The organism is Streptomyces sp. NPDC048331 (genome assembly GCF_043201215.1).
Taxonomy (GTDB): Bacteria; Actinomycetota; Actinomycetes; order Streptomycetales; family Streptomycetaceae; genus Streptomyces.
Genome location: NZ_JBICYT010000002.1, coordinates 161,865 through 181,669 on the forward strand (window position 1 = coordinate 161,865; position 19,805 = coordinate 181,669).

Sequence of the window (19,805 nt, forward strand, 5' to 3'; positions counted from 1 at the left end):
CTAGGACGTCCGGTCGGCGCCCGCTCCGGATCCGGCCAGGGGCGGGGTGTCGGCGCCGAGTCCCCGGTGCAGGCCTTCGAAGAATTCCGCGAGAGCCTGCGTGGAGGTGGCGGACGGTGCCCAGTCCAACTCGTCACGCGCCCGGCCCGCATCGAGCAGGGGCAGCCGTAGGACGGCGTCCAGCAGGCCGGGGGCGGCGGGTACGAGGTGCATGCGCCAGGCCGCGGCGAGCGCGGCGCGACGGCGCCCGCGGGGAGCGGCACCGTGCGGGTGTGCAGGATCTCGGCGATGGCGGCGGTGTCCAGCACCGGGTCGGCCACCAGGTTGAACGGTCCCCGGACCGGCCGTACGACGGCCGCCCGGTAGGCCTGGGCGGCGTCGTCGGTGTGCAGGGCCTGGAAGCGCAGGCCGGAGACGGCGGGCAGCGCGGGCAGCAGGCCCGGACGGATGAGGCGCCACGGCAGGAGGGGGCCGGCGAAGATCCGGCGCTGTTCACTCGCCGACTCCTCCTTGAAGAGGAACGCCGGTCGCATCCGGACCAGCCGGATGTGGGGGTGGGCGAGTTGGAATCCGTCGAGATAGCGCTCCAGGTAGGCCTTTTCGCGTGTGTAGGCGGCGCCCGGCCAGCCGTGGGTCGGCCAGGACTCGTCGATGGGGCGGCCGTCGGCGGGGCCCGGTGAATACGCGCCGACCGACGAGGCGTGCACGAGTACGCCCACCCCGGCCCGGGCGCAGGCCTCGAAGACGCGGATGCTCCCCAGGACGTTGGTCCGCCAGGTGGTGACGGGGTCGTGGGTGGGCTGGAACTTCCAGGCCAGGTGGACGACGGCGTCCGCGCCCGCGAAGAGGTCCGTCAGCCCGGTCCGGCCGGGGTCGATGTCCGCCGCGGCCCAGCGCACGCCGGGGATGTGGAGGTCCGGCAGTCGACGGGCGACCCCGAGCACCTCGCCGACCGTCCGGTCGGCGGCCAGGGCGCGCACCACGCTGGTGCCCGCGTTGCCGGTGGCACCGGTGACGACGACTCTCATGCCGCCCACCTGGCCCTTCTCGGCGAGCCGTGACGGGACGGCCCGGTGTGGCCGGGCGCGGCGACCGTCGCGGAGGCGGTGAAGGTGCGCCGGGCGGCCTCCACCCGCAACGCCTCCAGTACGGACTCCTGCCGTACGGCACGCGCCAGGAGCCGGTCGACGGCCACCTGGTCCAGGCGGGAGTCGCCGAGGGCGAGGATCCTGAGCGACCGCCACATCGACGCCTTGCCCTCCACCCCGAGACGCATGGCTTCCAGCTCGATGACATCACTCAGGGGCGAGCGCTTCACGAGTCGACCGTTGAGCTTGAGTCTGCCGACCTTCTCCGCCAGCCGGCCCGCGACGACCCTGGGCCACCGCGCGGGCACGTCGAGCGCGGTCATGAACTCGCGCAGGCTCTCGCGGTCCTCGCCGATCTCCACGGCGAGCTCGGACAGAAGCCCTCCCGCGGGCGTGTTCCGGTGGGCCCGGGCCATGCGACGGATCAGGGAGACCCCGCTGCCGGCGCCCGCGAGATGGTCATTGAGGTAGATCGCCAGGAGGCGCTGCGGCTCCGTAGGTGGCCGGGAACCGGGGCCTGCACTGGGGGGTCGGGTGTTCATGGCCATTCCGATCGCTCGGGTGGTGCGTTGCCCATCGCGGACTCGCGCGACCTACTTGCGCGCCGTGGGGGAAACCTCATCCCGGTTACCTCACGGCGCGGCCCGTGGCCCCGCTCCTCGGACCGGACCGGCGGACCTCGAACCCGCACGTGTGGCGCGTGCCCTCACCCACCGGACGCAAACCCTGTCGACGGACCTCGGCCTCGGGCTGAGGCGCGGCCGCTGCCCCGGGGCGGCAGGAGCTACGCCCTGGAGCGGGAGGCGAGGCGTAGGAGTCCGGGTGGGGGGTAGCCGGTCCAGAACACGACGACGCCCACCTGCCCGGACACGCGGCCACGGGGCACGGACGCGAGGAGCCCGATATGAGCAAGCACGAGCGGCGCGACGAAATGGCGACACCGCCTTCGAAGGCGCCGGGCGAGAGCGGGGACCGAGAGGCGCGGCAGGAGGCCGAGGAGGCTCTGGCCCCCGGCCGGGGTGATGGCGAAGCGGGCGACGCACGGTCGCCGAACACCAAGGACCAGAAGCGCGCGTCCCGGCGACAGCCGTCCGGGCACTGACTCCGGCCCACGTATCGTCCGCGTCGGTGGTGGGTCCCGACCCCTGCGGACGCACACCTCGGATCGCCCCCACCCCTATGAGCCTTCCCCCGATGCTTGCGGCGACCGTGGGTAGGTGCCGGACATGGACAGCGATCGGGTGACGACGGAAGCCGAGGATCTGCTCACGGGGCTGAGCGTGGATGTGAGCCGCCCGGAGCAGCCCGTACTGCTCGACGCGGACGGCGCTCCGATCCGCACCTGGCGCGAGAACTATCCCTACCACCAGAAGATCCGGCGGGCGGAGTACGAGCGGGCCAAACGAATCCTGCAAATCGAACTGCTGAAGATGCAGAGCTGGGTCCGGGCGACCGGCGCCCGGGTCGTGGTGATCTGCGAGGGCAGGGACGCCGCGGGCAAGGGTGGCACGATCCAGCGCTTCACCGAGAGGCTCAACCCTCGCGGCGCACGCATCGTGGCACTGGACAAGCCCAGCGGCCACGAGGCGGGGCAGTGGTACTTCCAGCGCTACACCGCCCACCTCCCTTCCCCCGGGGAGATCGTCTTCTTCGACCGGTCCTGGTACAACCGGGCCGGCGTCGAAAGAGTGATGGGGTTCTGCTCCGATGACCAGTACGAGCTATTCCTGCGCCAGTGTCCGGTCTTCGAGGCCATGTTGGTCGAGGACGGCATCCTCCTCATCAAGTTCTGGTTCTCCGTCTCGCGGGCCGAGCAGCGCACACGATTCGCGATCCGCCAGGTCGACCCGGTACGCCAGTGGAAGCTCTCACCCACGGATCTGGCCTCCGTGGGCCTCTGGGACGCCTACACCAGCGCCAAGGTCGCCATGTTCCGCTCGACCGACACCCGAAGCGCCCCGTGGACGGTCGTCAAGAGCAACGACAAACGGCGCGGCCGCCTCGAGGCCATGCGCAGCTTGCTCTGGCGCACTCCGTACGACCGCAAGGACGAAACCGCTGTCGGCGAACCCGACCCGCTGATCGTGGGCAGCGCCGACACTCTCCTGGAGCCTGGGGAAGAGCTTACGGACCTCTCCCCCACCCCCTTCGCCGGACCGCCCTCCGGTCCCGGACACCACCCCACCACGCCCACCCAGCCGTAGCAGGCACGGTTCCGCGCCCGCGAGGGCTGCCGACGCACCCTTCGGCCGTGATCCGCGCGCGAGGTGGACGGCGCGAACCACGGGCATCGCCCCGGCTCGGACACCCTGTCCGGGCAGGAGGCCTGCCCCCACGGCTCGGCGCCGGTCCGGAACCGCGGCCGGCTCGGCCGGTGCTACGGCCACGACCACCACACGACCGGCTCTACCAGGGGGCTCGGGCGCAGATGGTCTTGCCACCGTCGCTGGTGGGCTCGATGCGTACCTCCGTGGTGAGGTAGTTGATCAGCTGCCGTCCCCAGCCTCCGGTGCCGTCGACGTGGGGCGGGCGGGGCACGGGCCGGTCGGGGCTGGTGTCGGTGACGCGGATGTCGATGTGGTCACCATGCAGTTCGAGGTGGAGTGACGCGGGCCCGTCAGTATGTCGAATGGCGTTGGCGACCAGCTCGCCGACGACCAGGAGCACAGCGTCGTCGTTCCCCGGCTCGGCGGGCGGCTGGACGCGCGCGGCATGGCGGAGGAAGGTTCGGGTGGCGTCGCGCGCCGACGTCGTCGGCTGCCCATGGCGGGGCAGTGACCGATCGAGGACGGGTGCGTCCATACGTCCTCCCTCCGCGCGCTCTACCACGCACCTGCCCGATCCGAAGAGGAGAAACCCGACAGACGACCCACGACGGCGTCGGCGCGCGGGTACGGAGGATCCTCTTTCGGACATTCTGTGCTCGATGGGCGCGGGGCGGCGCGTCCGCGGCTTTTGCGGGCAGGCGAAAGGCTGACCACGACCCAGGCACTGCCTCCGGGCGCCCGGCTCCAGCCGAACGTCCTCACGAGCAGGCGGTGTTCTCTTCAAGGAGGTTCCACACCATGCTGATCACCGTCACACGCACCGGCGGGTTCGCCGGCGGGGAAACGACGGCGTCCCTCGAAACGGAGTGCCGCGCCGACGGGCTCGAGTGGGAACGGCTGGCCGAGCGCGCGCTCACCGCCGAGGGCCCCACGGAGCCGGAACCGGTTCCTGACGGCTTTCGCTACGTCGTCCGCGCCGACAGCAAGCTGGTCGAGTTACAGGATCCGTACCTCACCGAGGACCAACGGCAACTGATCGACGCCGTTCTGGCCACCGCCGCCTGAGCGGCCACCCGCCCGGCCCCGGGCGGTGCCGTACCGGCACGGGCGGGGCCGGTACGGCACGGGCGGGGCCGGTACGGCACGGGCGGGGCGGCGGGCCCGGCAAGATCCGGAAGTGACGGCCTAACCCGCCGCACCGTTCGAGGTCCGACCCTGCCGTGCCCCCGCCCCCGCGTCATCCATGTCACCGAGCCACGCGGTACTCAGCCGCTCTCGCGCCGCGGCCAGCGCGGCGTCCATGTCGCGCGTCCCGGTCGACACGCACAGCGTGTAGACCACGTCCTCCATCTGCTGCCGCACCGGTCCGTGGGGGCCTGCGGTCCGGAGCTGGGACTCCATCTCGTACTCCGCCACCAGACCTGCCAGCACCGCGGGGTGAGTCATCAGCACCATCTCGCTCCTTCACACACGGCGCAGTCACAGGCAGCCGGCCGCTCCCGACGGCTCGGCTGCCCCGGCACGGGCGTCCCATGCGCCACAGGCGTCGTCACGTGGCGCGGAGTCCGGCGACGAAGCAGCCGCAGAGCTCGAGCGGGCGCAACAGCGGGAACGGACCACTCCGGACACCTCCCCGGCCGTACACGCCGTGCAGGGCACGCTGCTCACGGATGCCGGCCGCCTCCTGGCCGATCTCCGCTCGGGCCGGCCGAGCTGGCCCGTACGTAAGGATCCCGGATCCGGCACGGCCCGGCGTGGTGGGTGAGCAGGGGCGGGGTACGGAACAGAAGAGACGTCACCGGTCGACGGCGCTTGCCCCTCCCGGCGATGCCCCGGCTCTGCCGCTCGCTCCTCCTGCTCCCCGCCGAAAACCTGGGTCGGTGGCCCGAAGCGGCGTGTCGTTCGGGTGCAGTCGAGGCCGGGCCGGGACTGCGGCGGGGCAGCGGGTAGGCGTGATACATGCACTCACACACCCCTGACGCCTCGCCTTCGGCCGGACCGTCCGCCGCTCTCGACTCCGCTTCGGCATGCTGGCTGAAAACCCTGGACCGGCTCGAACGGACCACGGTGGCCGACCCGGCCATCCGGGCGCTGCAGCGGGGAATCCGCGCACTCCCTCTGGGCGGCATGCGTGATCTGCTGCGGGGCAGGCCGCTGGGCCACCCCGTGCACCCCGTGCTGGTGCAGGTGCCCATCGGATGCTGGCTGTCGGCCTCGGTACTCGACGTCGTACCGGGAACACAGCACGCGTCGACCACCCTGACCGCCGTCGGACTGGCCGGGGTGGCCCCCGCAGCCGTTGCGGGCTGGGCCGACTGGGCGGACCTGCCACCCGAGCAGGCCCGCGTGGGCCTGGCTCATGCGGCCTCCAACGCGGCCGCGGTGGCCTGCTACGCCACATCCCTGACGGCACGCCTCCGCGGCCGCACGGCGAAGGGCCGACTGTGGGCCCTGGCCGGGATGGCTGCCGTAGCCGTCACCGGTGCCCTGGGCGGTCACGTGGCCTATCGGCAGACCGTCGGAGCGCACGCCGCAACATAGAGGTGGCTGGGGGCTCGCGATCGCAGTCCTGATCCTGTGGCTGATCGGTTTTCCGCTCATCCCTTGTCTCGATCCGCGTGCGTGAAGTCGCAAAGGTGGGGAAGGCGACGTTCAGGCGGGACGCAGCACCACCGCCGAACGACGTACGGAACAGGGCGGAGCCGTGGAGAATTCGTTTTCCACCGCCCCCCGTTGACCGGAGGAGTTGTTTTCGCGTGACTGAGCATGTGTGGAGTTACCAGCCGACCTCGGGCCACCTGGCCGGCACCGATCCGACCGGCTACAAGGTCGAGGCGACCGACGGCAGCATCGGCAAGGTCGACAAGCACTCCGACGAGGTCGGTGACGCCTACCTGGTCGTGGACACCGGCGTGTGGATCTTCGGCAAGGAGGTCCTGCTGCCGGCGAGCACGGTCGTCAGGATCGACGCGGACGAGCAGAAGATCTTCGTCGCCGGAACCAAGGAACAGATCAAGAACGCCCCCGAGTTCCACCGGGACAAGCACCTCGGCGACGCCGGGTACCGCGAGGAACTGGGCACGTACTACGGCACCGGCGCGCCCTTCGGCGGCCGCCCCGCCTGATCGCCTTCTCGCACGACGAGGCCGGTCCACGCCGAAACCGGCCGCAGTCAGGCCGGCGCATGCCCGCGCACCACGTGTATCCCTTCAGCCGGAGACGAGCACGGAGTCGTCGAGGGCACCCGTGCCCGGCAGATGATGGTGGGTGGCGACAAGGGCGGCGTGCACGTCCGTCGTACCGGTGGACACGCAGAGCGCCCGCTCGACGTCCTCGAGCTCTCTGCGTACGGGCGACTCGCCTTCCGCCGCGTCGAGTACGGACAGCGCCCAGTAGCGGTTGACGAGGCCGGGGAGCACGGCTGGGTGAGCCAACAACATGGGTGAGTGCCTTTCGCCGCCGGATTCCGGATCGTGGCCGTCGCCTACCCTCCCGATCGACGTTGAAGCGGTCCCCGCTGCGGCCGCGTCTCGGGCGGCCCACCCGCACTCGCCTCTCCGGCCCGGTGGAGGCCTCCGGACCGTGTCTTCCGGATCTTGTCGGGTCGCGTGTCGGAGCCGTTCCACTTCTCGTGGGCGTAGCGGAGCAGGAGCAGGGCGATGTCGTCGGTATGGGGAGTTCCGCCGCGGGCTCGGCCGATGAGGTCGTCCGCCAGTGTTCTCACCGGCTGGTGTTCGTGGGTCGCGGTGATGCGGGCGGCCACGGCCGCGATGCCGTCCTCCAGGTCCTCGCCGGGACGCTCGACCAGCCCGTCGGTGTACAGCGTGAGCAGAGTGCCCGGCTCGAACGGGATCTCGACGGCCGTGTACGACGCATCCGGGGCGATGCCGAGCAGCAGCCCGGGCGGCAGGTGCAGCATCTCCGCCGGGCCGCCGGCTTCGCGTAGCAGCGGGGGCGGGTGGCCGGCCGTGGCGAGGCGGGCGGTGCGGGTCGCGAGGTCGATGTGGGCGTACACGCAGCTGGTGAACATTCCCGGGTCGAGGTCGGTCAGGAGCCGGTTGGTACGAGCGAGGACTTCTTCGGGGGGTGCGCCGGCCGTGGCGTGGACGGCGGTTCGGACCTGGCCCATCAGAGCGGCGGCGTTCACGTTGTGGCCTTGGACGTCGCCTACGGTGGCCGCCACGGTCGTGTCGTCGATCCGGATGAGGTCGTAGAAGTCGCCGCCGATGTCGAGCCCGTGCGCCGCCGGCAGGTAGCCGGCGGCCACTTCGAGGTGCGGGACGCCGGGCAGGGCGCGCGGCAGCAGGCCGGTTTGCAGACTGTGGGCCAGCTGGTGGGTGGAGTCGTAGAGGCGGGCGCGGTCCAGGGCCTGGGCGATGAGTCCGGCGAGGGAGGTCAGGACCGCCCGTTCACCGGGGGCGAACGAGTGGGGACGTGCGTAGGACAGGATGAGGGTGCCGATGGGCCGGCCGGAAGCGATGAGGGGCAGAAAGGTCCACGCTGCCATGCCGTCCCCGATCACGACGGCGGGGAAAGCGGCCGCGAGTTCGCCCGCATCCGCGAAGAACAACGGCTCGCCCGTGCGCAGTCCGTGGGTGCTGGCCGTGTCGACGCCGAGCGGGATGCCGTCGTAGCGGGCCATGAGTTCGGCCGTGTAGCCACGGAAGCCGACGATGCGCAGACGCTGCTCCTCGGCCACCAGGAGGGCCAGGGCCTGGGCGCCCAGCGCGGGGACGAGCAGGTCGGCGGCCTGGTCCACCACGTCGCGGGCATGGACGGCCTCCGTGAGGGCGGCCGCCAGGTGCATCAGCTGGTAGAGGGCGGTGGCGCGGCTGGGCGAGGGCTCCGCGGGAGTGGCCGTCGGCGCGGCGGGCGAGGGGGTGGGATCGTCGGCGGTGACCGGGGTGATGCGCACGCTGATCCCGGTGTCGTCCGGATAGAGGTCGAAGCGCAGGTAACTGCCGATCGGCGGCGCGGCGGTGAAGCTGCGCGGCACCCGGCTGATCGCCGCGGCCCGGTAGTGGTCCTCGATGACGGGTGTGTCCATCCAGGGCAGCGCTTCCCAGGGCAGGGCTCCGCGGAGCCGGGAGACGGGTGCGCCCAGCATCTCGGCCGCCTCGGCGGTGATGAAGGTGATCGTGCCGTTCAGATCGAGTGCGCAGTTGCCTTCGGGCAGTCGGCGGATGAAGGCCATGGCGGCAGCCGCCTCTGCCGGTCCAGGTGTGGGAGGGGGCGGCGGTCGCAGCATGACCGGGTGCGCCGGCGGACGCACGGGGCGTGCTTCGTCAGCGGCCCGGCGCAGATGGTTCGCGAGACGGCCGCAGGCCGAGTCCACGGCGTCGCGCTCCGCCTCGGTCAGGTAGGGCGCGTGGGAGCCCGGCCACATGAGGACGAGCCCGGCCCCGGTGGGTTCTGCCGCTCCGGAGACCGGGTCGGGGACGAGCGGGGCGGCGGCAAGGGCGAAGTCGTACGGCAGCACGAGGCCGAGGCGCGGGTAGCGCCGGGCCGTCTCCTCCTGGCCGCCCAGCCAGATGAACCGCCCCTCGCGGACCGCGTCTGCCACCGGGATCGAATCGTCCATGACGACGCGGGACCAGGGCAGCGCGAACTCGCGGGCCAGGCCGAGAGTCATCGCCAGATGCAGGACGCGCCGGGTGGGGTCGGGCAGGTAGAGCATGCCGATGGATGCCCCTGCGGCCGCGCAGACCCGGATCAGGGCCTCGCCGAGTGCCCGCTGATCGGGACCCTGGATGTTCTCGGCGGGCTCGGCTGGTCCGGCGGGCTCGGCTGGTCCGGCGGGCTCGGCGGGTCCGGCGGGCTCGGGCGGCTCGCCTCCCTGGTCATGCCCTGGAAGATTTCCCACACGCCCATGGTCCCCCCACACCCCGCCTGCGCCTCGGCACCGGCCCGCCCCGGCGAGCCCCCGCGTCGGCCGCGGCACGGCGATCAGGCCGGATCGAGCGCTCCCTCGTAGATGTGTGCCCGTAGATGTGTGCCGGGCGGGTGGACGCCAAGGCCGGCCCGGGGTGGCCCGGCTCGCTTCCCGCGAGCAGCGGGACGCTCCTGTGGCGGGAGGGGAAGTCGTCGACCGGGTCGGCGTCCTGCCGTGCCCTGATGGTCATGTGCTTCCTGATGTTCGAGACGGCTCGGTCCTGCCGCCGCGGGCCTTTGACCGACGGGCGCGGAGGTCGGGAAGGGCCGGCCTCGCCGCGAGAGGCCCGGCTGCGACTCCTCCTCCGGAGGACACCACGTAGGGCCGATCCGGTCCCGGCGCCGCAGCGATCGACGACGGCCTAGAGTGGACAGGTGCCGGTTGCCGTCCACCCGAGCGGCCCCGTCGCGGCGGGTGAGCGGCCGGGCTCAAGATCTCGGAGTGCGCCCATGAGCAAGCCCCCGCCCGCCGGGGCCCACCGTTCTCCCCCAGCGCCTTCTGCCGACGACACCGGTGCGCTGTTCGGGCTGGAGGAGCTGCGAGCGGGGAGCGACCGTGGCGGCCCGGCGCGATCCCGGCCGCTCGTCGGGCCCTCGTTCCGTGACTCTCCCACCGCTCGACGGCTGCTCTCCGTACGGGAGATCCACGCCGAGCCGGCCGCTGCCGGATCGCCCCGGGGGCGGCAGATCCTCGCGCGCTTTCCGGATGCGCGGATCATCGAAGTGGACTCGCACTGGCGGATCCCGCATCTGCACGGCAACGAGGGCAACCTCGAACGCTGGGTCCGCGTCAAGAGCGGCGTCCTGGTCCTGGGCGAGAAGAAGACCCTGGCCACGCGACCGAACGGCAGGTCGGCCGACTGGATCGCTCCCGGGGCGGCCAACGGTTGCGCCATGGCCTGCGCCTACTGCTACGTACCTCGCCGCAAGGGCTACGCCAACCCGATCACCGTCTTCACCAACATCGAGCAGATCATCGCCCACCTCGACCGCCACATCGCCCGACAGGGTCCGAAACGGGCACCGAACCAATGTGATCCGAGCGCGTGGGTCTACGACATCGGCGAGAACAACGACTGCTCGGTCGACGCCCTCATCAGCGAGAACACCGCCGACCTCGTGCACGCCTTCTCCCGCCGGCCCTCCGCCAAGGCTTCCTTCGCCACGAAATTCGTCAACCCGGACCTGCTGCTGCTCGACCCGCGCGGCCGTACCCGGGTGCGCTTCTCGGTGATGCCGCCGCAGGACTCCCGGCTGCTGGACATCCGCACCAGCCCTGTCGAACAGCGCATCGAGGCCGCCTCGGACTTTCTGGAAGCGGGATACGAGGTGCACTTCAACCTCTCCCCCGTGGTCATCCGGCCGGGCTGGGAGCAGGATTGGACACAATTGCTGCGGCACATGGACGACGTCCTGCCCCGTGCCGTGAAGGAGCAGGCGGCGGCCGAGGTCATCCTGCTGACCCACAACAGGGATCTGCACGAGCTGAACCTGGCCTGGCACCCACGGGCCGAGGACATGCTGTGGCGTCCCGATCTCCAGCAGGCCAAACGCTCCGAGAACGGCAGCTGGAACGTCCGCTACCGCAACCGCGACAAGGCCGAAGCGGTCGACACCATCCGCCGTCTGGTGACATCGCACGCTCCCTGGCTGCGCATCCGGTACGCCTTCTGACCCACGAGCATCCTCGCGGCGGCCGAGCCCGGTGGGCCGGGCGCCGGTGGGCCGGGCGCCGGTGGGCCGGGCGCCGGTGGGCCGGGCGCCGGTGGGCCGGGCGCCGGTGGGCCGGGCGCCGGTGGCGATCGTCCGGCGTCGAATGCCGCGGGTGTCACAGCAGGCGGTGATCGGCAAGCGTGCGTGCGCGAACGCGCCCGTCGACGCCGGATGGCACAGGCGTGCCGCTCCCGCGCCGTCAAGGGGCCGGGTTGCTGCCGAGGTACCGCTGCAGCCAGTCCGCGGCGGCCCGACGGTAGAGCCTCCTGTTGTCGGCCCGCAGGAAGTCGTGCCCCTCGTTGCGCAGCGTCAGCTGCCGTGCCGGTACCCCCCGGCCGCGTGCCGCGCGGATGAACTGTTCCGACTCCGTCGGCGGCACGTTGGTGTCGTGTTCGCCGTGGACGGCCAGTACGGGCGCGCGCAGTTGATCGATGCGGCTCATCGGGGAAAGGGCGCGCAGCAGGTCCCGGTCGTGTTCGGGGTGGCCGTACTTGGCGGTGGCCGACCGGGCGATCCACGGTTCGGTGCCGGCGAAGAAGGTGGCGAAGTCCGACATCCCGCAGACCGCGACACCGGCGCGGAAGAGATCCGGATGCCGGACGAGGGAAGCCATGGTGAGGTAGCCGCCGTACGAGCGGCCCATCACTCCCAGCCGTACGGGGTCTGCGTAGCCGAGCGCGACCACGTACGCGGCGCAGTCGGCCACGTCGTCGATCGCCGCGAACCGGCCGGCGCCCAGGTCGGCGTCCACGAAGGACCGACCCCAGCCGGAGGAGCCGCGGACATCCGGGGCGAACACGTCCAGGCCCCTGCCCAGGAGCTCGTGGTAGAGCGGGCTGAACACGGGCCGCTCCTGTTCCTCGGGGCCTCCGTGAAGGTGGATGACGCAAGGTGCGGGCCGGCCGGGATCGCGGTCGGGCGCCCGGTAGTACCAGCCTCCCAGCGTCAGCCCGTCCCGCGCTCGGCAGCGCAGGGGCACCGGGCGGACAGGAGGTCGCCCGGGCGGCGCGGCGTCCTCGTCGCGGGCCGACCAGCCGGCCCGCGCCGACACGAAACCCTGGTCCAGTTCCCAGATGCCGGGCCTGCGCCGGGACCCGGCGAGCGCGGCGAACAGGCCACCGCGCTCCAACGGCGCCATGCGGGTCACCACCTCGTGCGGCAGCACCGGCCGGTGCCGTGGTTCCGCGGCGGCGTCCGCGTCGCCGCGGGGGAGACCCATGCTCTCCAGCTCGGTCGCGCCGTGCACGTTCCAGGCCAGGAGCGCCCACCGGCCGTGGTCGGGCACGCTCAGCAGGTCGAGGTCGGTCTTGTCGCGTTCGACCGCTACGGAGACACCCCTGCCGGCGCCCTGCTCGTCCAGCCGGACCCGCAGGAGGGCCGCGAACTCGCGGTCCGTGTCGCTGCGCAGCCATACCGTCCGCGCGTCGGCGGAGAACCGCCCGATCCAGGGGTCCCCGTCGGCGACGTGCAGGGAGAAGGTGGCGCGGCCGGAAGCGGTGTCGAGCACGAGGGCCTCGCGCCGGCCGCGGGGACCTCGGCGAACAAGTGCGAAGTGGCCGTCCGGGCTCGTGTCGCACACCCGCAGCGACGCCGCGTCCTCCTCGCCGTAGAGGAGTACGGGCGCGTTCACGCCCTCCGGGTCGAGCAAGTAGGCGGCCAGCCCGCCGCCGCGGACCTGGACGAGGTCCGGAAGCGGCCCGTGCGCCGCGTGCGCTGCGTGCGCCGACGGTACCCGGTCGTGTCGGGGGAAGCCCCGGTGCGCCGCAGTGCCCGGGAGGAGGGTCGCCGTGCCGCCGTGTTCGGACCGGTCCGCGCCGGGGCCCCGTACGCCGGCCGTCGGCGCACCGTCGAGGTCCGATGGCAGGTGTCCCGCCCCGGTGTGCACCGCGCCCGACACGGACGGCTGGGCGACCGTGACGGCCAAGGCCGTCCCGTCACGGGTCCAGCACCCGAGGTGTGCGGAGCTTCCGGGCTCGGCTCCGGCGAGCACCTGCCGTCCGGTTCCGTCCGGGCGCACCACCAGGACACGGGTGTGCTCGCCGCCGCCCGGCGCCGAGGTGTAGGCGATCCAGCGCCCGTCGGGAGACCAGGAGACCTCGGTCACCGGATCGGGATCGCTGTCCAGGACGTGGGCCTCGGTCCCCCGGGCGGGGCCGCTCCACAACTGGGGGACGCCGGCTCGGTCACAGATGAAGGCCACGTGCTCACCGGTGGGGTCGGCCGAGGGATACCAGCATCCGTGGGTGGTCAGCAGAGTGGGCGGGTCTGCGCTGAGATGGTCGGGCATCCGCACCGGTACGGGCGCCGGTACGGGCGGTGGCGCGGGCGCGGGTTCGGGCGGCGGCGCGGCATCGGCGCCTCCGGTTCCGGGGGCCGCCCGGATCCCGTGCGCCGTGCCGGGCGCGTGATGCGTGAGGTTCGTCCGCTCCAGGGGCATGGCCACCTCTCCCAGGCTTCCGCTTCCTGAGTGTTCCCACCACTCGGTCCCGTCGTTTCACCCGATGCCGTGCGCCTGGAGCCAGATCTCCAGCGTCGCCACCTGCCACAGAGTGTTGGCCCCGCGTCTGGCGCGGTGGCGGTTGGGCGCCGCGAGCATCTCGTCCACGAGGCGCTCGTCGAAGATCCCACGCCGGCGCGCCTCGGGAGCCGTGAGGGCGTGCCGCACCCGGGCCAGCACGGGTCGGGCCATGTTGCGCACCGCCGGGACGGGGAAGTAGCCCTTGGGACGGTCGACGACCTCGCGGGGCAGTACCGCGCGCCCGACGTCCTTGAGCACGGCCTTGCCGCCCTGCGCCAGCTTCAACCCCGGTGGACATGCCGCTGCCAGCTCCACGAGGTCCTGGTCCAGGAACGGCACCCTGGCCTCCAGTCCCCACGCCATCGTCATGTTGTCCACGCGCTTGACCGGGTCGTCGGGCATCAGCGCGTGGACGTCCATGCGCAGGGCGGCGTCGAGGGCGGTATCGGCTCCCGGGGTGGCCATGTGACGTCGTACGAAGTCGGTGGACGTGTCGTGGCCGACGGCGAGGTCCGGGTGGATCATGGCGCTGAGGTCGCCGTGGGACCGGTCGAAGTAGGCACGGGCGTAGGCGTCGTCGGCTGTGGCCCGGGTGGCGCGGGCGATCTGCGGATACCAGTGGTATCCGGCGAAGACCTCGTCCGCGCCTTGACCGCACAGGACGACCTTGACCTGCTTCGAGACCTGTTCGGAGAGCATGTGGAACGCCACGGCGTCGTGACTGACCATGGGCTCGCTCATGGCGCCGATCGCGGCCTCCAGGGCTGCGGGTAGCCGGTCGGAGGGAATCAGGAACTGGTGGTGGTCGGTCGAGAACCGGCGAGCGACGAGGTCCGAATAGAAGAACTCGTCGCCTTCCTCACCGTTCTCCTCCTCGAAGCCCATGGCGAAGGTCGGTACGTCCTCGTGTCCCTCCTCCGCGAGCATGGCCACCATCAGGCTGGAGTCCAGTCCGCCGGACAGGAGCACCCCCACGGGAACGTCGGCGACCGTACGCCTGCGCACTGCCGTACGCAGCGCTTCGTGCACGGCTTCGCGCCAGAGCACCGGATCGTCCCCGAGTTCGGACCGCCTGGTGTAGGAGGGCTGCCAGTAGCAGTGGTCGTGGCTGGTGCCGTCGGAGTCGACGACGCGGACGGTGGCCGGCGGCACCTTCCGTACGCCCGCCAGTACCGTGCGGGGTGCGACCACCGTGCCGTGCCAGCTCAGGTACTGGTGAAGGGCCACCGGGTCGATGGACGTGTCCACTCCCCCGCCCGCCAGCAGGGCGGGCAGCGAGGAGGCGAAGCGTAGGCGGTCGGCGTCCTCGGTGACGTAGAGCGGCTTGATTCCCAGCCGGTCACGGCCCAGGACGACACGGCCCGTGTGGTGCTCGGCGACGGCGAAGGCGAACATGCCCACGAAGAATTCGACGCATTCCGGTCCCCATTCCGCGTACGCCTTGACGACGACCTCGGTGTCGGAGTCGGAGAAGAAGCGGTACCCGAGCCTCTCGAGCCGGGCGCGCAGCTCGCGGTGGTTGTACAGGCAGCCGTTGAAGACCACTGTGAGGCCGAGCTTCGTGTCGACCATGGGCTGGGCGCCGCGCTGCGACAGGTCGATGATCTGCAAGCGCCGATGGCCCAAGGCGACCGCCGCCTGCGACCAGATCCCTCTGCCGTCGGGCCCCCGCGACTCCATTGCGTCGGTCATTCGTTCGATCGAAGCGAGGTCGGGGCGCCTTCCGTCGAACCGCACCTCTCCACTCAGGCCGCACATGAGGCACCTCCCCACGCTTCGGCGCCTCGGGACGCCCGGGAGAACCCACTCCGGTCGGCGGGCCAGGTCGCATACACCATGCTTCTGCACTCCTGTGCCGGCTCGGCCGGCACGTGCGAACCGGCTCGAACGGGCGATCGACATGTCCCGCACCTGCCCGCACCTGGGTCTTTCAAGCCGGCGTCCGCTCACTCGGCGTGGGAGCGGCGCCCCTCACCGTGTGCCGCCGCCGGTGCCGCGCGCACCGTGGGGTGCCCTCGTCGGCGCCGAGTGCCGCTCTCCGCTACCACACCGATCACCGCCGCTTCCGGGCCGCTTCCTTGTCCTGGGACTGGAGTTCCAGCCGGCGGCCGATGTCCTGCGCACGGCTGTCGCCCCCAGCTTCGCCGAGATCGGCCGGTCGGCGGCCGTGGCCGCCATCCGCACCGTCCTCGACTTCTTCCTCACTCGCGAGATCGCGCAGGAGCGCGCCGAGATCGAACGCGACGAGAACCAGCCCCTGCGGCAGACCACGGCCCCCTGACGGCCCGGACCCGCCAGACATCGTCCGGCCGCGTCTCAAAGCCTCCGGCAGGGCACCTCGCGCAGGTGGTGGTCCCGCAGCAGCACCGGCCCGCGCGGACCGGCCTGGAGCGAGTGGCCCGTGTCGTGGAGCCACGTGCCCGGCACGGTGGTGGGGGTGGGCGCCGCTCCGGGCCGTCCGGGCCTGCTCGTCGTCGGTCCGACGAAGTCGGCGTCGACGAGCACAGCGCGCACCGCGCCCCGGAACTCCAGGTCTGATCTTCTTCCACGATCCGCACGGTGGGGGCCGTTGTCATCCAGGTCTGGAGAAACCGGAATCTCGCGTCCTATAATTCGGGACATGGAATCGGTCGAGTCACGGACCAGCTGGACCTTCGTCACCAACCACGCCCGGATCCTCGCGATGCTCCTGCGAGACCCGGAGGTGCGGATGCGTGACATGGCGGCGGCCTGCCAGATCACCGAACGCGCCGTCCGTTCCGTGATCACCGATCTGGAGAGCGCCGGCTATCTCACCCGCGCCCGCCACGGCCGCCGCAACCACTACCAAGTCACCGACGGCACCCTCTTCCGCCACCCCGCCGAGGGACCGCACGAGATCGGCCACCTGATCAGGCTCCTCGCCGATCTCGAGCCCTCGCGACCGATGGCTGGGCAGCCCGTCCCGGAAACCGTCCCACGACCCTGACCCCACGACTCGCCGACGCCCTGCGGTCGGCCCTCACGAGTCGTTCCGATCGCTGAAGGGAGCGAGGCCATGACCCACTCCGACCGCGAACGCGACCCACGCGAAGCCGTATCCGCGGTCGTCGTCGCCGTCCGCCCCGGACCACGACGAACGCGGGCCCAGGTCAGCGGCGAGATCGACGCGGACAACCACAACGATGTGCGGGCCGCTCTCGACGAGGCCCTCGATGCCAGTACGACCGGGCTCGACCTCGACCTGTCGGCTCTGCTCTTCTGCGACAGCGCCGGCCTTCACCTGCTCCTCGACCTCCACCGCACCGCCACCGACACGGGCAAGACCCTCGTCCTCCACGGGCCCCGCCGACAGCTCACCCGGCTGCTCGCCCTGACCGGTACGACCGCCCTCTTCACCATCCACAACCCGCCCACCCACCCGGCGGAACACCCAGGCGGCCACCGCTCCGTCACCGGCAGCGACCCAGCAGGGCCCGCTTTCCATCCGCCCCACACCATCGACCCCGCCATCGCCTATGACGACGAACCTTGACGGTGAGGTGAGGTGGCGAGAGGGATGGGGCGAGGTCGGGGTGTGTCCTTCTCCACCGAGCGGCGTGGCTGAGGTCAGGTGGCCGAGGGCGGCCAGGGCCTGGAGCGTGTCGACGGAGAGTTCGGCCCGGGGGTCTTGGGGTGGGACAGCGAGACACCCATCTTGACTTCTGGGCCGTCCGGTAACGCCTCCACCTATTCCATGGTGGCTTTGTCCACGAGAAGGGGTTCTGGCACACTTTCCGTGGAGCGTGCACTCTGAGTGACGATCGTCGGGCGAGCGGGTCTGCGGGAAGATGCCCGGAATTGATCCGTACGGGGTGTGGTGTGGCTGACAGTTCGGCCCGTGGAAGAAGTGGTGCTCCGGCTGGAGAAGTTGCTGTTCCCGTCGATATCCGACGTGGTGGTGCTGTCCGTGGCCGTGAACGACGAGGCGGTTCACATCGAGGCCCGAAGCACGGTGGCTGGGGCCATCTGTCCCGAGTGTGGGGCCTGGTCAAGGCGGATTCACAGCTCCTACCTGCGGTTTCCCGCTGATGTGCCCAGCGGAGGCAGGCGGGTCGCTCTCTGTTTACGGGTCCGCCGGTTCCTCTGCCCAGTAATCTCGTGCGGGCGGCGGACCTTCGCCGAACAACTGGCGGGTTTGACTCGTCGGTACGGCCGGCGGACTGAGCGCCTGCGGTCGACGCTGGCCGCGGTGGGCCTCGCGCTCGCAGGCAGGGCCAGTGCTCGCATGGCGAGAGTCTTCGGCGTGTCTGTCAGCCGGAGTACGGTGCTCAGGCTGGTCGAAGCGTTGCCCGACCCCGAAGTTCCAGCCCCGCGGGTAGTTGGCGTCGATGAGTACGCGACCCGCAAAGGCCGCCACTACGAGACCGTCCTGGTCGACGTCGAAAGCCGGCGTCCAGTGGACCTGCTGCCCGACCGGGAGGCGTCCAGCCTGGCCGCTTGGCTCGCGAAACGGCCCGGGGTGGAGGTGGTCTGCCGTGGTCGGGCTCCATTCTTCGCCGAAGGTGCCACGGCCAGGGCGCCGCAGGCGGTGCAGGTCGCGGACAGGTGGCATCTTTGGCACAACCTGAGCGAGGCTGCAGAGCGGTGCGTCGCGGACCACCGCGGTTGCCTGCAAGTCCTGGCGCCAGACCCTACCCAGCCTGCCCCCGGTCCGGAGACGTTCGAAGACCCCTCCGGCTCGCCCTGGCCGAGGGGACACCGCTTCGCTGACCGCCCCCGCATGAACCACGCAACCGTCCACGAACTGCTGGCCGCCGGGCTCAGCCGGAGGGCGATCGGCCGCCAACTCCGGATGACCTCCCGCACCGTCAAGCTCTTGGCCGACGCAGCCACCCCCGAGGAACTGTTCCACGGGCAGTGGCAGGGCCGGCCATCCAAACTCGACGCCTTCAAGCCCTACCTGGATGACCGCTGGAACCAGGGCTGCACGAACGCCTGGAGCGTGTGGGAGGAAATCGTGCCGCTCGGCTATCAGGGCAGCTACCAGCGGGTTCGCGCCTATTTCCGGGAGAAGCGACTCTCGCCAGGCCCCGTCACAGCTCGGCCACCGTCACCCCGGGTCGTCACCGGATGGATCCTCCGCCGGCCGGAGACCCTCAACGAGACGGAGCACATACGGCTCAAGGCCGTGCTGGTCCACTGCCCTGAACTGGACGCCCTCACCGGCCACGTCCGCTCCTTCGGGCAGATGCTCACCGAGCGCCAGGGCGAACGGCTGCCGCAGTGGCTCGATGCCGTCCGGCAAGACGACCTCCCCGGCCTCCACACCCTCGCCGCAGGCATCGACCGTGACCGCGATGCAGTCATCGCCGGCCTCACCTTGCCTTGGAGCTCAGGCGTCGTCGAAGGCCACGTCAACCGGATCAAGATGCTCAAGCGCCAGATGTTCGGCCGCGCAGGCTTCCAGCTCCTTCGCAAGCGCGTCCTATTAGAGTCATCTCATTTGGCGAGTCTGCGGTAGCAGATGAGGGTGCAGGCGAGGCTGGTGAAGGCGAGGAAGTGCTCGGCCTTGCGTTCGTAGCGGCGGTGTAGTCGTCGGCAGCCGGCGAGCCAGGACATGGTCCTTTCGATGACCCATCTGTGGCGGCCGAGCCGCGCAGAGGACTCGATGCCTCTGCGGGCGATGCGGTGTTTGATGCCGCGTCCGCGTAACCATCGTCGCAGGTGGGCGTAGTCGTAGCCCTTGTCCGCGTGCAGCTTGCCGGGCTTGCGCCGTCGGCGTCCGCGGTGTGAGCGGATGGGTGGTATGCCGCGGACGAGGGGCTCGAGAGCCTGGCTGTCGTGCAGGTTGGCGCCCGAGATTGCGACGGACAGGGGCAGACCGGTCCGCTCGGTGATCAAGTGGATCTTCGACCCGAACTTGCCCCGGTCGACAGGATTCGGACCTGTCAGGTCCCCCTTTTCAAGGCCCTCATGTTCACCGAGTCGATCGCGCAGCGGGACCAGTCGAGCTCGCCGCGGGCGCCGAGTTCGTCGAGGACCAGGCGGTGGAGCTTGGCCCACACCCGGGCCTTGCTCCATTCGGAGAACCGCCGATGGGCCGTCGCCCCCGAGGGGCCGAACGATGCCGTGGGCAGCTGCTGCCAGGTACAGCCCGACATCGCCACGAAGACGATCGCGGCCAGTACTTCACGGTCACCGTGCCGACGCCGTCCACCGCCTTGGGGCCGCGACGGCGCCTCCGGCACCACCCGTTGGAACAGCTCCCACAGCTCGTCCGGCACCAGCCGTTCAACGATCCCCACCATGACCGACAGCCTACCCGCA

At 71.3% G+C, this 19,805-nt stretch carries 19 protein-coding genes and 1 pseudogene; 10 read left to right on the forward strand and 10 right to left on the reverse strand.

The genetic code is table 11. The features are described from left to right. Together ACGFYY_RS04255 and ACGFYY_RS04260 are read right to left on the reverse strand one after the other, a co-directional pair. Window positions 1–1,028: pseudogene (locus ACGFYY_RS04255) on the reverse strand (NAD-dependent epimerase/dehydratase family protein). Beyond that, complete coding sequence (locus tag ACGFYY_RS04260; RefSeq protein ID WP_393706990.1) at window positions 1,025–1,630, reverse strand: hypothetical protein; 606 nt, start codon at window positions 1,628–1,630, stop codon at window positions 1,025–1,027. The pseudogene ACGFYY_RS04255 and the gene ACGFYY_RS04260 overlap by 4 nt, the downstream one beginning before the upstream one ends. Before the next feature lie 362 nt (window positions 1,631–1,992). On the opposite strand from ACGFYY_RS04260, the gene ACGFYY_RS04265 reads away from it, so the two are divergent. Then, on the forward strand, window positions 1,993–2,190 hold the full coding sequence (locus tag ACGFYY_RS04265) for a hypothetical protein (RefSeq protein WP_393706991.1): 198 nt from the start codon (window positions 1,993–1,995) through the stop codon (window positions 2,188–2,190). Window positions 2,191–2,314: 124 nt separating this feature from the next. Then, window positions 2,315–3,292 carry a polyphosphate kinase 2 gene (gene ppk2, locus ACGFYY_RS04270; RefSeq protein WP_393706992.1) on the forward strand — a complete coding sequence of 326 codons (978 nt, stop codon included), beginning with the start codon at window positions 2,315–2,317 and terminating at the stop codon, window positions 3,290–3,292. A 202-nt stretch (window positions 3,293–3,494) separates the two neighbouring features. Here ppk2 and ACGFYY_RS04275 read toward each other — a convergent pair whose 3' ends face one another. Continuing rightward, window positions 3,495–3,890 (reverse strand): ATP-binding protein, encoded by a 396-nt coding sequence (locus ACGFYY_RS04275; protein ID WP_393706993.1) that lies wholly within the window; start codon window positions 3,888–3,890, stop codon window positions 3,495–3,497. A gap of 263 nt (window positions 3,891–4,153) precedes the next feature. On the opposite strand from ACGFYY_RS04275, the gene ACGFYY_RS04280 reads away from it, so the two are divergent. Further along, a complete protein-coding gene (locus ACGFYY_RS04280; protein ID WP_393706994.1) occupies window positions 4,154–4,420 on the forward strand; it encodes a protealysin inhibitor emfourin in 267 nt (88 codons plus the stop codon). A gap of 120 nt (window positions 4,421–4,540) precedes the next feature. On the opposite strand, the gene ACGFYY_RS04285 is transcribed toward ACGFYY_RS04280, so the two are convergent. Further along, complete coding sequence (locus ACGFYY_RS04285) at window positions 4,541–4,810, reverse strand: DUF5133 domain-containing protein (RefSeq protein ID WP_393706995.1); 270 nt, start codon at window positions 4,808–4,810, stop codon at window positions 4,541–4,543. A gap of 504 nt (window positions 4,811–5,314) precedes the next feature. Here ACGFYY_RS04285 and ACGFYY_RS04290 point away from each other — a divergent pair. Both ACGFYY_RS04290 and ACGFYY_RS04295 read left to right on the forward strand, forming a co-directional pair. After that, window positions 5,315–5,896, forward strand: a complete 582-nt coding sequence (locus tag ACGFYY_RS04290) for a DUF2231 domain-containing protein (protein ID WP_393706996.1) — start codon at window positions 5,315–5,317, stop codon at window positions 5,894–5,896. A gap of 215 nt (window positions 5,897–6,111) precedes the next feature. Beyond that, complete coding sequence (locus ACGFYY_RS04295; RefSeq protein WP_393706997.1) at window positions 6,112–6,480, forward strand: PRC-barrel domain-containing protein; 369 nt, start codon at window positions 6,112–6,114, stop codon at window positions 6,478–6,480. An 84-nt stretch (window positions 6,481–6,564) separates the two neighbouring features. Here the strand turns inward: ACGFYY_RS04295 and ACGFYY_RS04300 are convergent, their stop codons facing one another. Both ACGFYY_RS04300 and ACGFYY_RS04305 read right to left on the reverse strand, forming a co-directional pair. Further along, on the reverse strand, window positions 6,565–6,795 hold the full coding sequence (locus ACGFYY_RS04300) for a DUF5133 domain-containing protein (protein WP_393706998.1): 231 nt from the start codon (window positions 6,793–6,795) through the stop codon (window positions 6,565–6,567). A 44-nt stretch (window positions 6,796–6,839) separates the two neighbouring features. Continuing rightward, window positions 6,840–9,218, reverse strand: coding sequence for a SpoIIE family protein phosphatase (locus ACGFYY_RS04305; protein WP_393706999.1), 2,379 nt, complete (start codon window positions 9,216–9,218; stop codon window positions 6,840–6,842). Between the two features lie 518 nt (window positions 9,219–9,736). Between ACGFYY_RS04305 and ACGFYY_RS04310 the strand changes: the two genes are divergently transcribed. Next, on the forward strand, window positions 9,737–10,960 hold the full coding sequence (locus ACGFYY_RS04310) for a spore photoproduct lyase family protein (RefSeq protein WP_393707000.1): 1,224 nt from the start codon (window positions 9,737–9,739) through the stop codon (window positions 10,958–10,960). A gap of 238 nt (window positions 10,961–11,198) precedes the next feature. Here the strand turns inward: ACGFYY_RS04310 and ACGFYY_RS04315 are convergent, their stop codons facing one another. Together ACGFYY_RS04315 and ACGFYY_RS04320 are read right to left on the reverse strand one after the other, a co-directional pair. Beyond that, a complete protein-coding gene (locus ACGFYY_RS04315) occupies window positions 11,199–13,436 on the reverse strand; it encodes a S9 family peptidase (RefSeq protein WP_393707311.1) in 2,238 nt (745 codons plus the stop codon). A 57-nt stretch (window positions 13,437–13,493) separates the two neighbouring features. Further along, entirely contained in the window at window positions 13,494–15,275 is a 1,782-nt protein-coding gene (locus tag ACGFYY_RS04320) for an N-acetylglutaminylglutamine amidotransferase (protein WP_393707001.1), read from the reverse strand. A 232-nt stretch (window positions 15,276–15,507) separates the two neighbouring features. Between ACGFYY_RS04320 and ACGFYY_RS04325 the strand changes: the two genes are divergently transcribed. Then, window positions 15,508–15,798 carry a DUF1622 domain-containing protein gene (locus tag ACGFYY_RS04325; RefSeq protein ID WP_393707002.1) on the forward strand — a complete coding sequence of 97 codons (291 nt, stop codon included), beginning with the start codon at window positions 15,508–15,510 and terminating at the stop codon, window positions 15,796–15,798. 35 nt (window positions 15,799–15,833) lie between these two features. On the opposite strand, the gene ACGFYY_RS04330 is transcribed toward ACGFYY_RS04325, so the two are convergent. Further along, window positions 15,834–16,031, reverse strand: coding sequence for a hypothetical protein (locus tag ACGFYY_RS04330; protein ID WP_393707003.1), 198 nt, complete (start codon window positions 16,029–16,031; stop codon window positions 15,834–15,836). A gap of 106 nt (window positions 16,032–16,137) precedes the next feature. Between ACGFYY_RS04330 and ACGFYY_RS04335 the strand changes: the two genes are divergently transcribed. The 3 genes from ACGFYY_RS04335 to ACGFYY_RS04345 all read left to right on the forward strand — a co-directional run bounded on the left by ACGFYY_RS04335 (window position 16,138) and on the right by ACGFYY_RS04345 (window position 18,999). Next, complete coding sequence (locus ACGFYY_RS04335) at window positions 16,138–16,485, forward strand: MarR family transcriptional regulator (RefSeq protein WP_393707004.1); 348 nt, start codon at window positions 16,138–16,140, stop codon at window positions 16,483–16,485. A gap of 69 nt (window positions 16,486–16,554) precedes the next feature. Then, window positions 16,555–17,031 carry an STAS domain-containing protein gene (locus ACGFYY_RS04340; protein ID WP_393707005.1) on the forward strand — a complete coding sequence of 159 codons (477 nt, stop codon included), beginning with the start codon at window positions 16,555–16,557 and terminating at the stop codon, window positions 17,029–17,031. 345 nt (window positions 17,032–17,376) lie between these two features. Continuing rightward, window positions 17,377–18,999 carry an ISL3 family transposase gene (locus ACGFYY_RS04345; protein ID WP_393707006.1) on the forward strand — a complete coding sequence of 541 codons (1,623 nt, stop codon included), beginning with the start codon at window positions 17,377–17,379 and terminating at the stop codon, window positions 18,997–18,999. Here the strand turns inward: ACGFYY_RS04345 and ACGFYY_RS04350 are convergent. After that, window positions 18,978–19,786, reverse strand: a protein-coding gene (locus ACGFYY_RS04350; protein ID WP_393707007.1) for an IS5 family transposase whose coding sequence is annotated in 2 segments (ribosomal slippage) — window positions 18,978–19,438 and window positions 19,438–19,786 — 810 coding nt in all. Because the reading frame shifts where the segments join, the coding sequence is not laid out codon by codon here. The two genes, ACGFYY_RS04345 and ACGFYY_RS04350, sit on opposite strands and share 22 nt — an antisense overlap. Window positions 19,787–19,805: the final 19 nt, after the last annotated feature.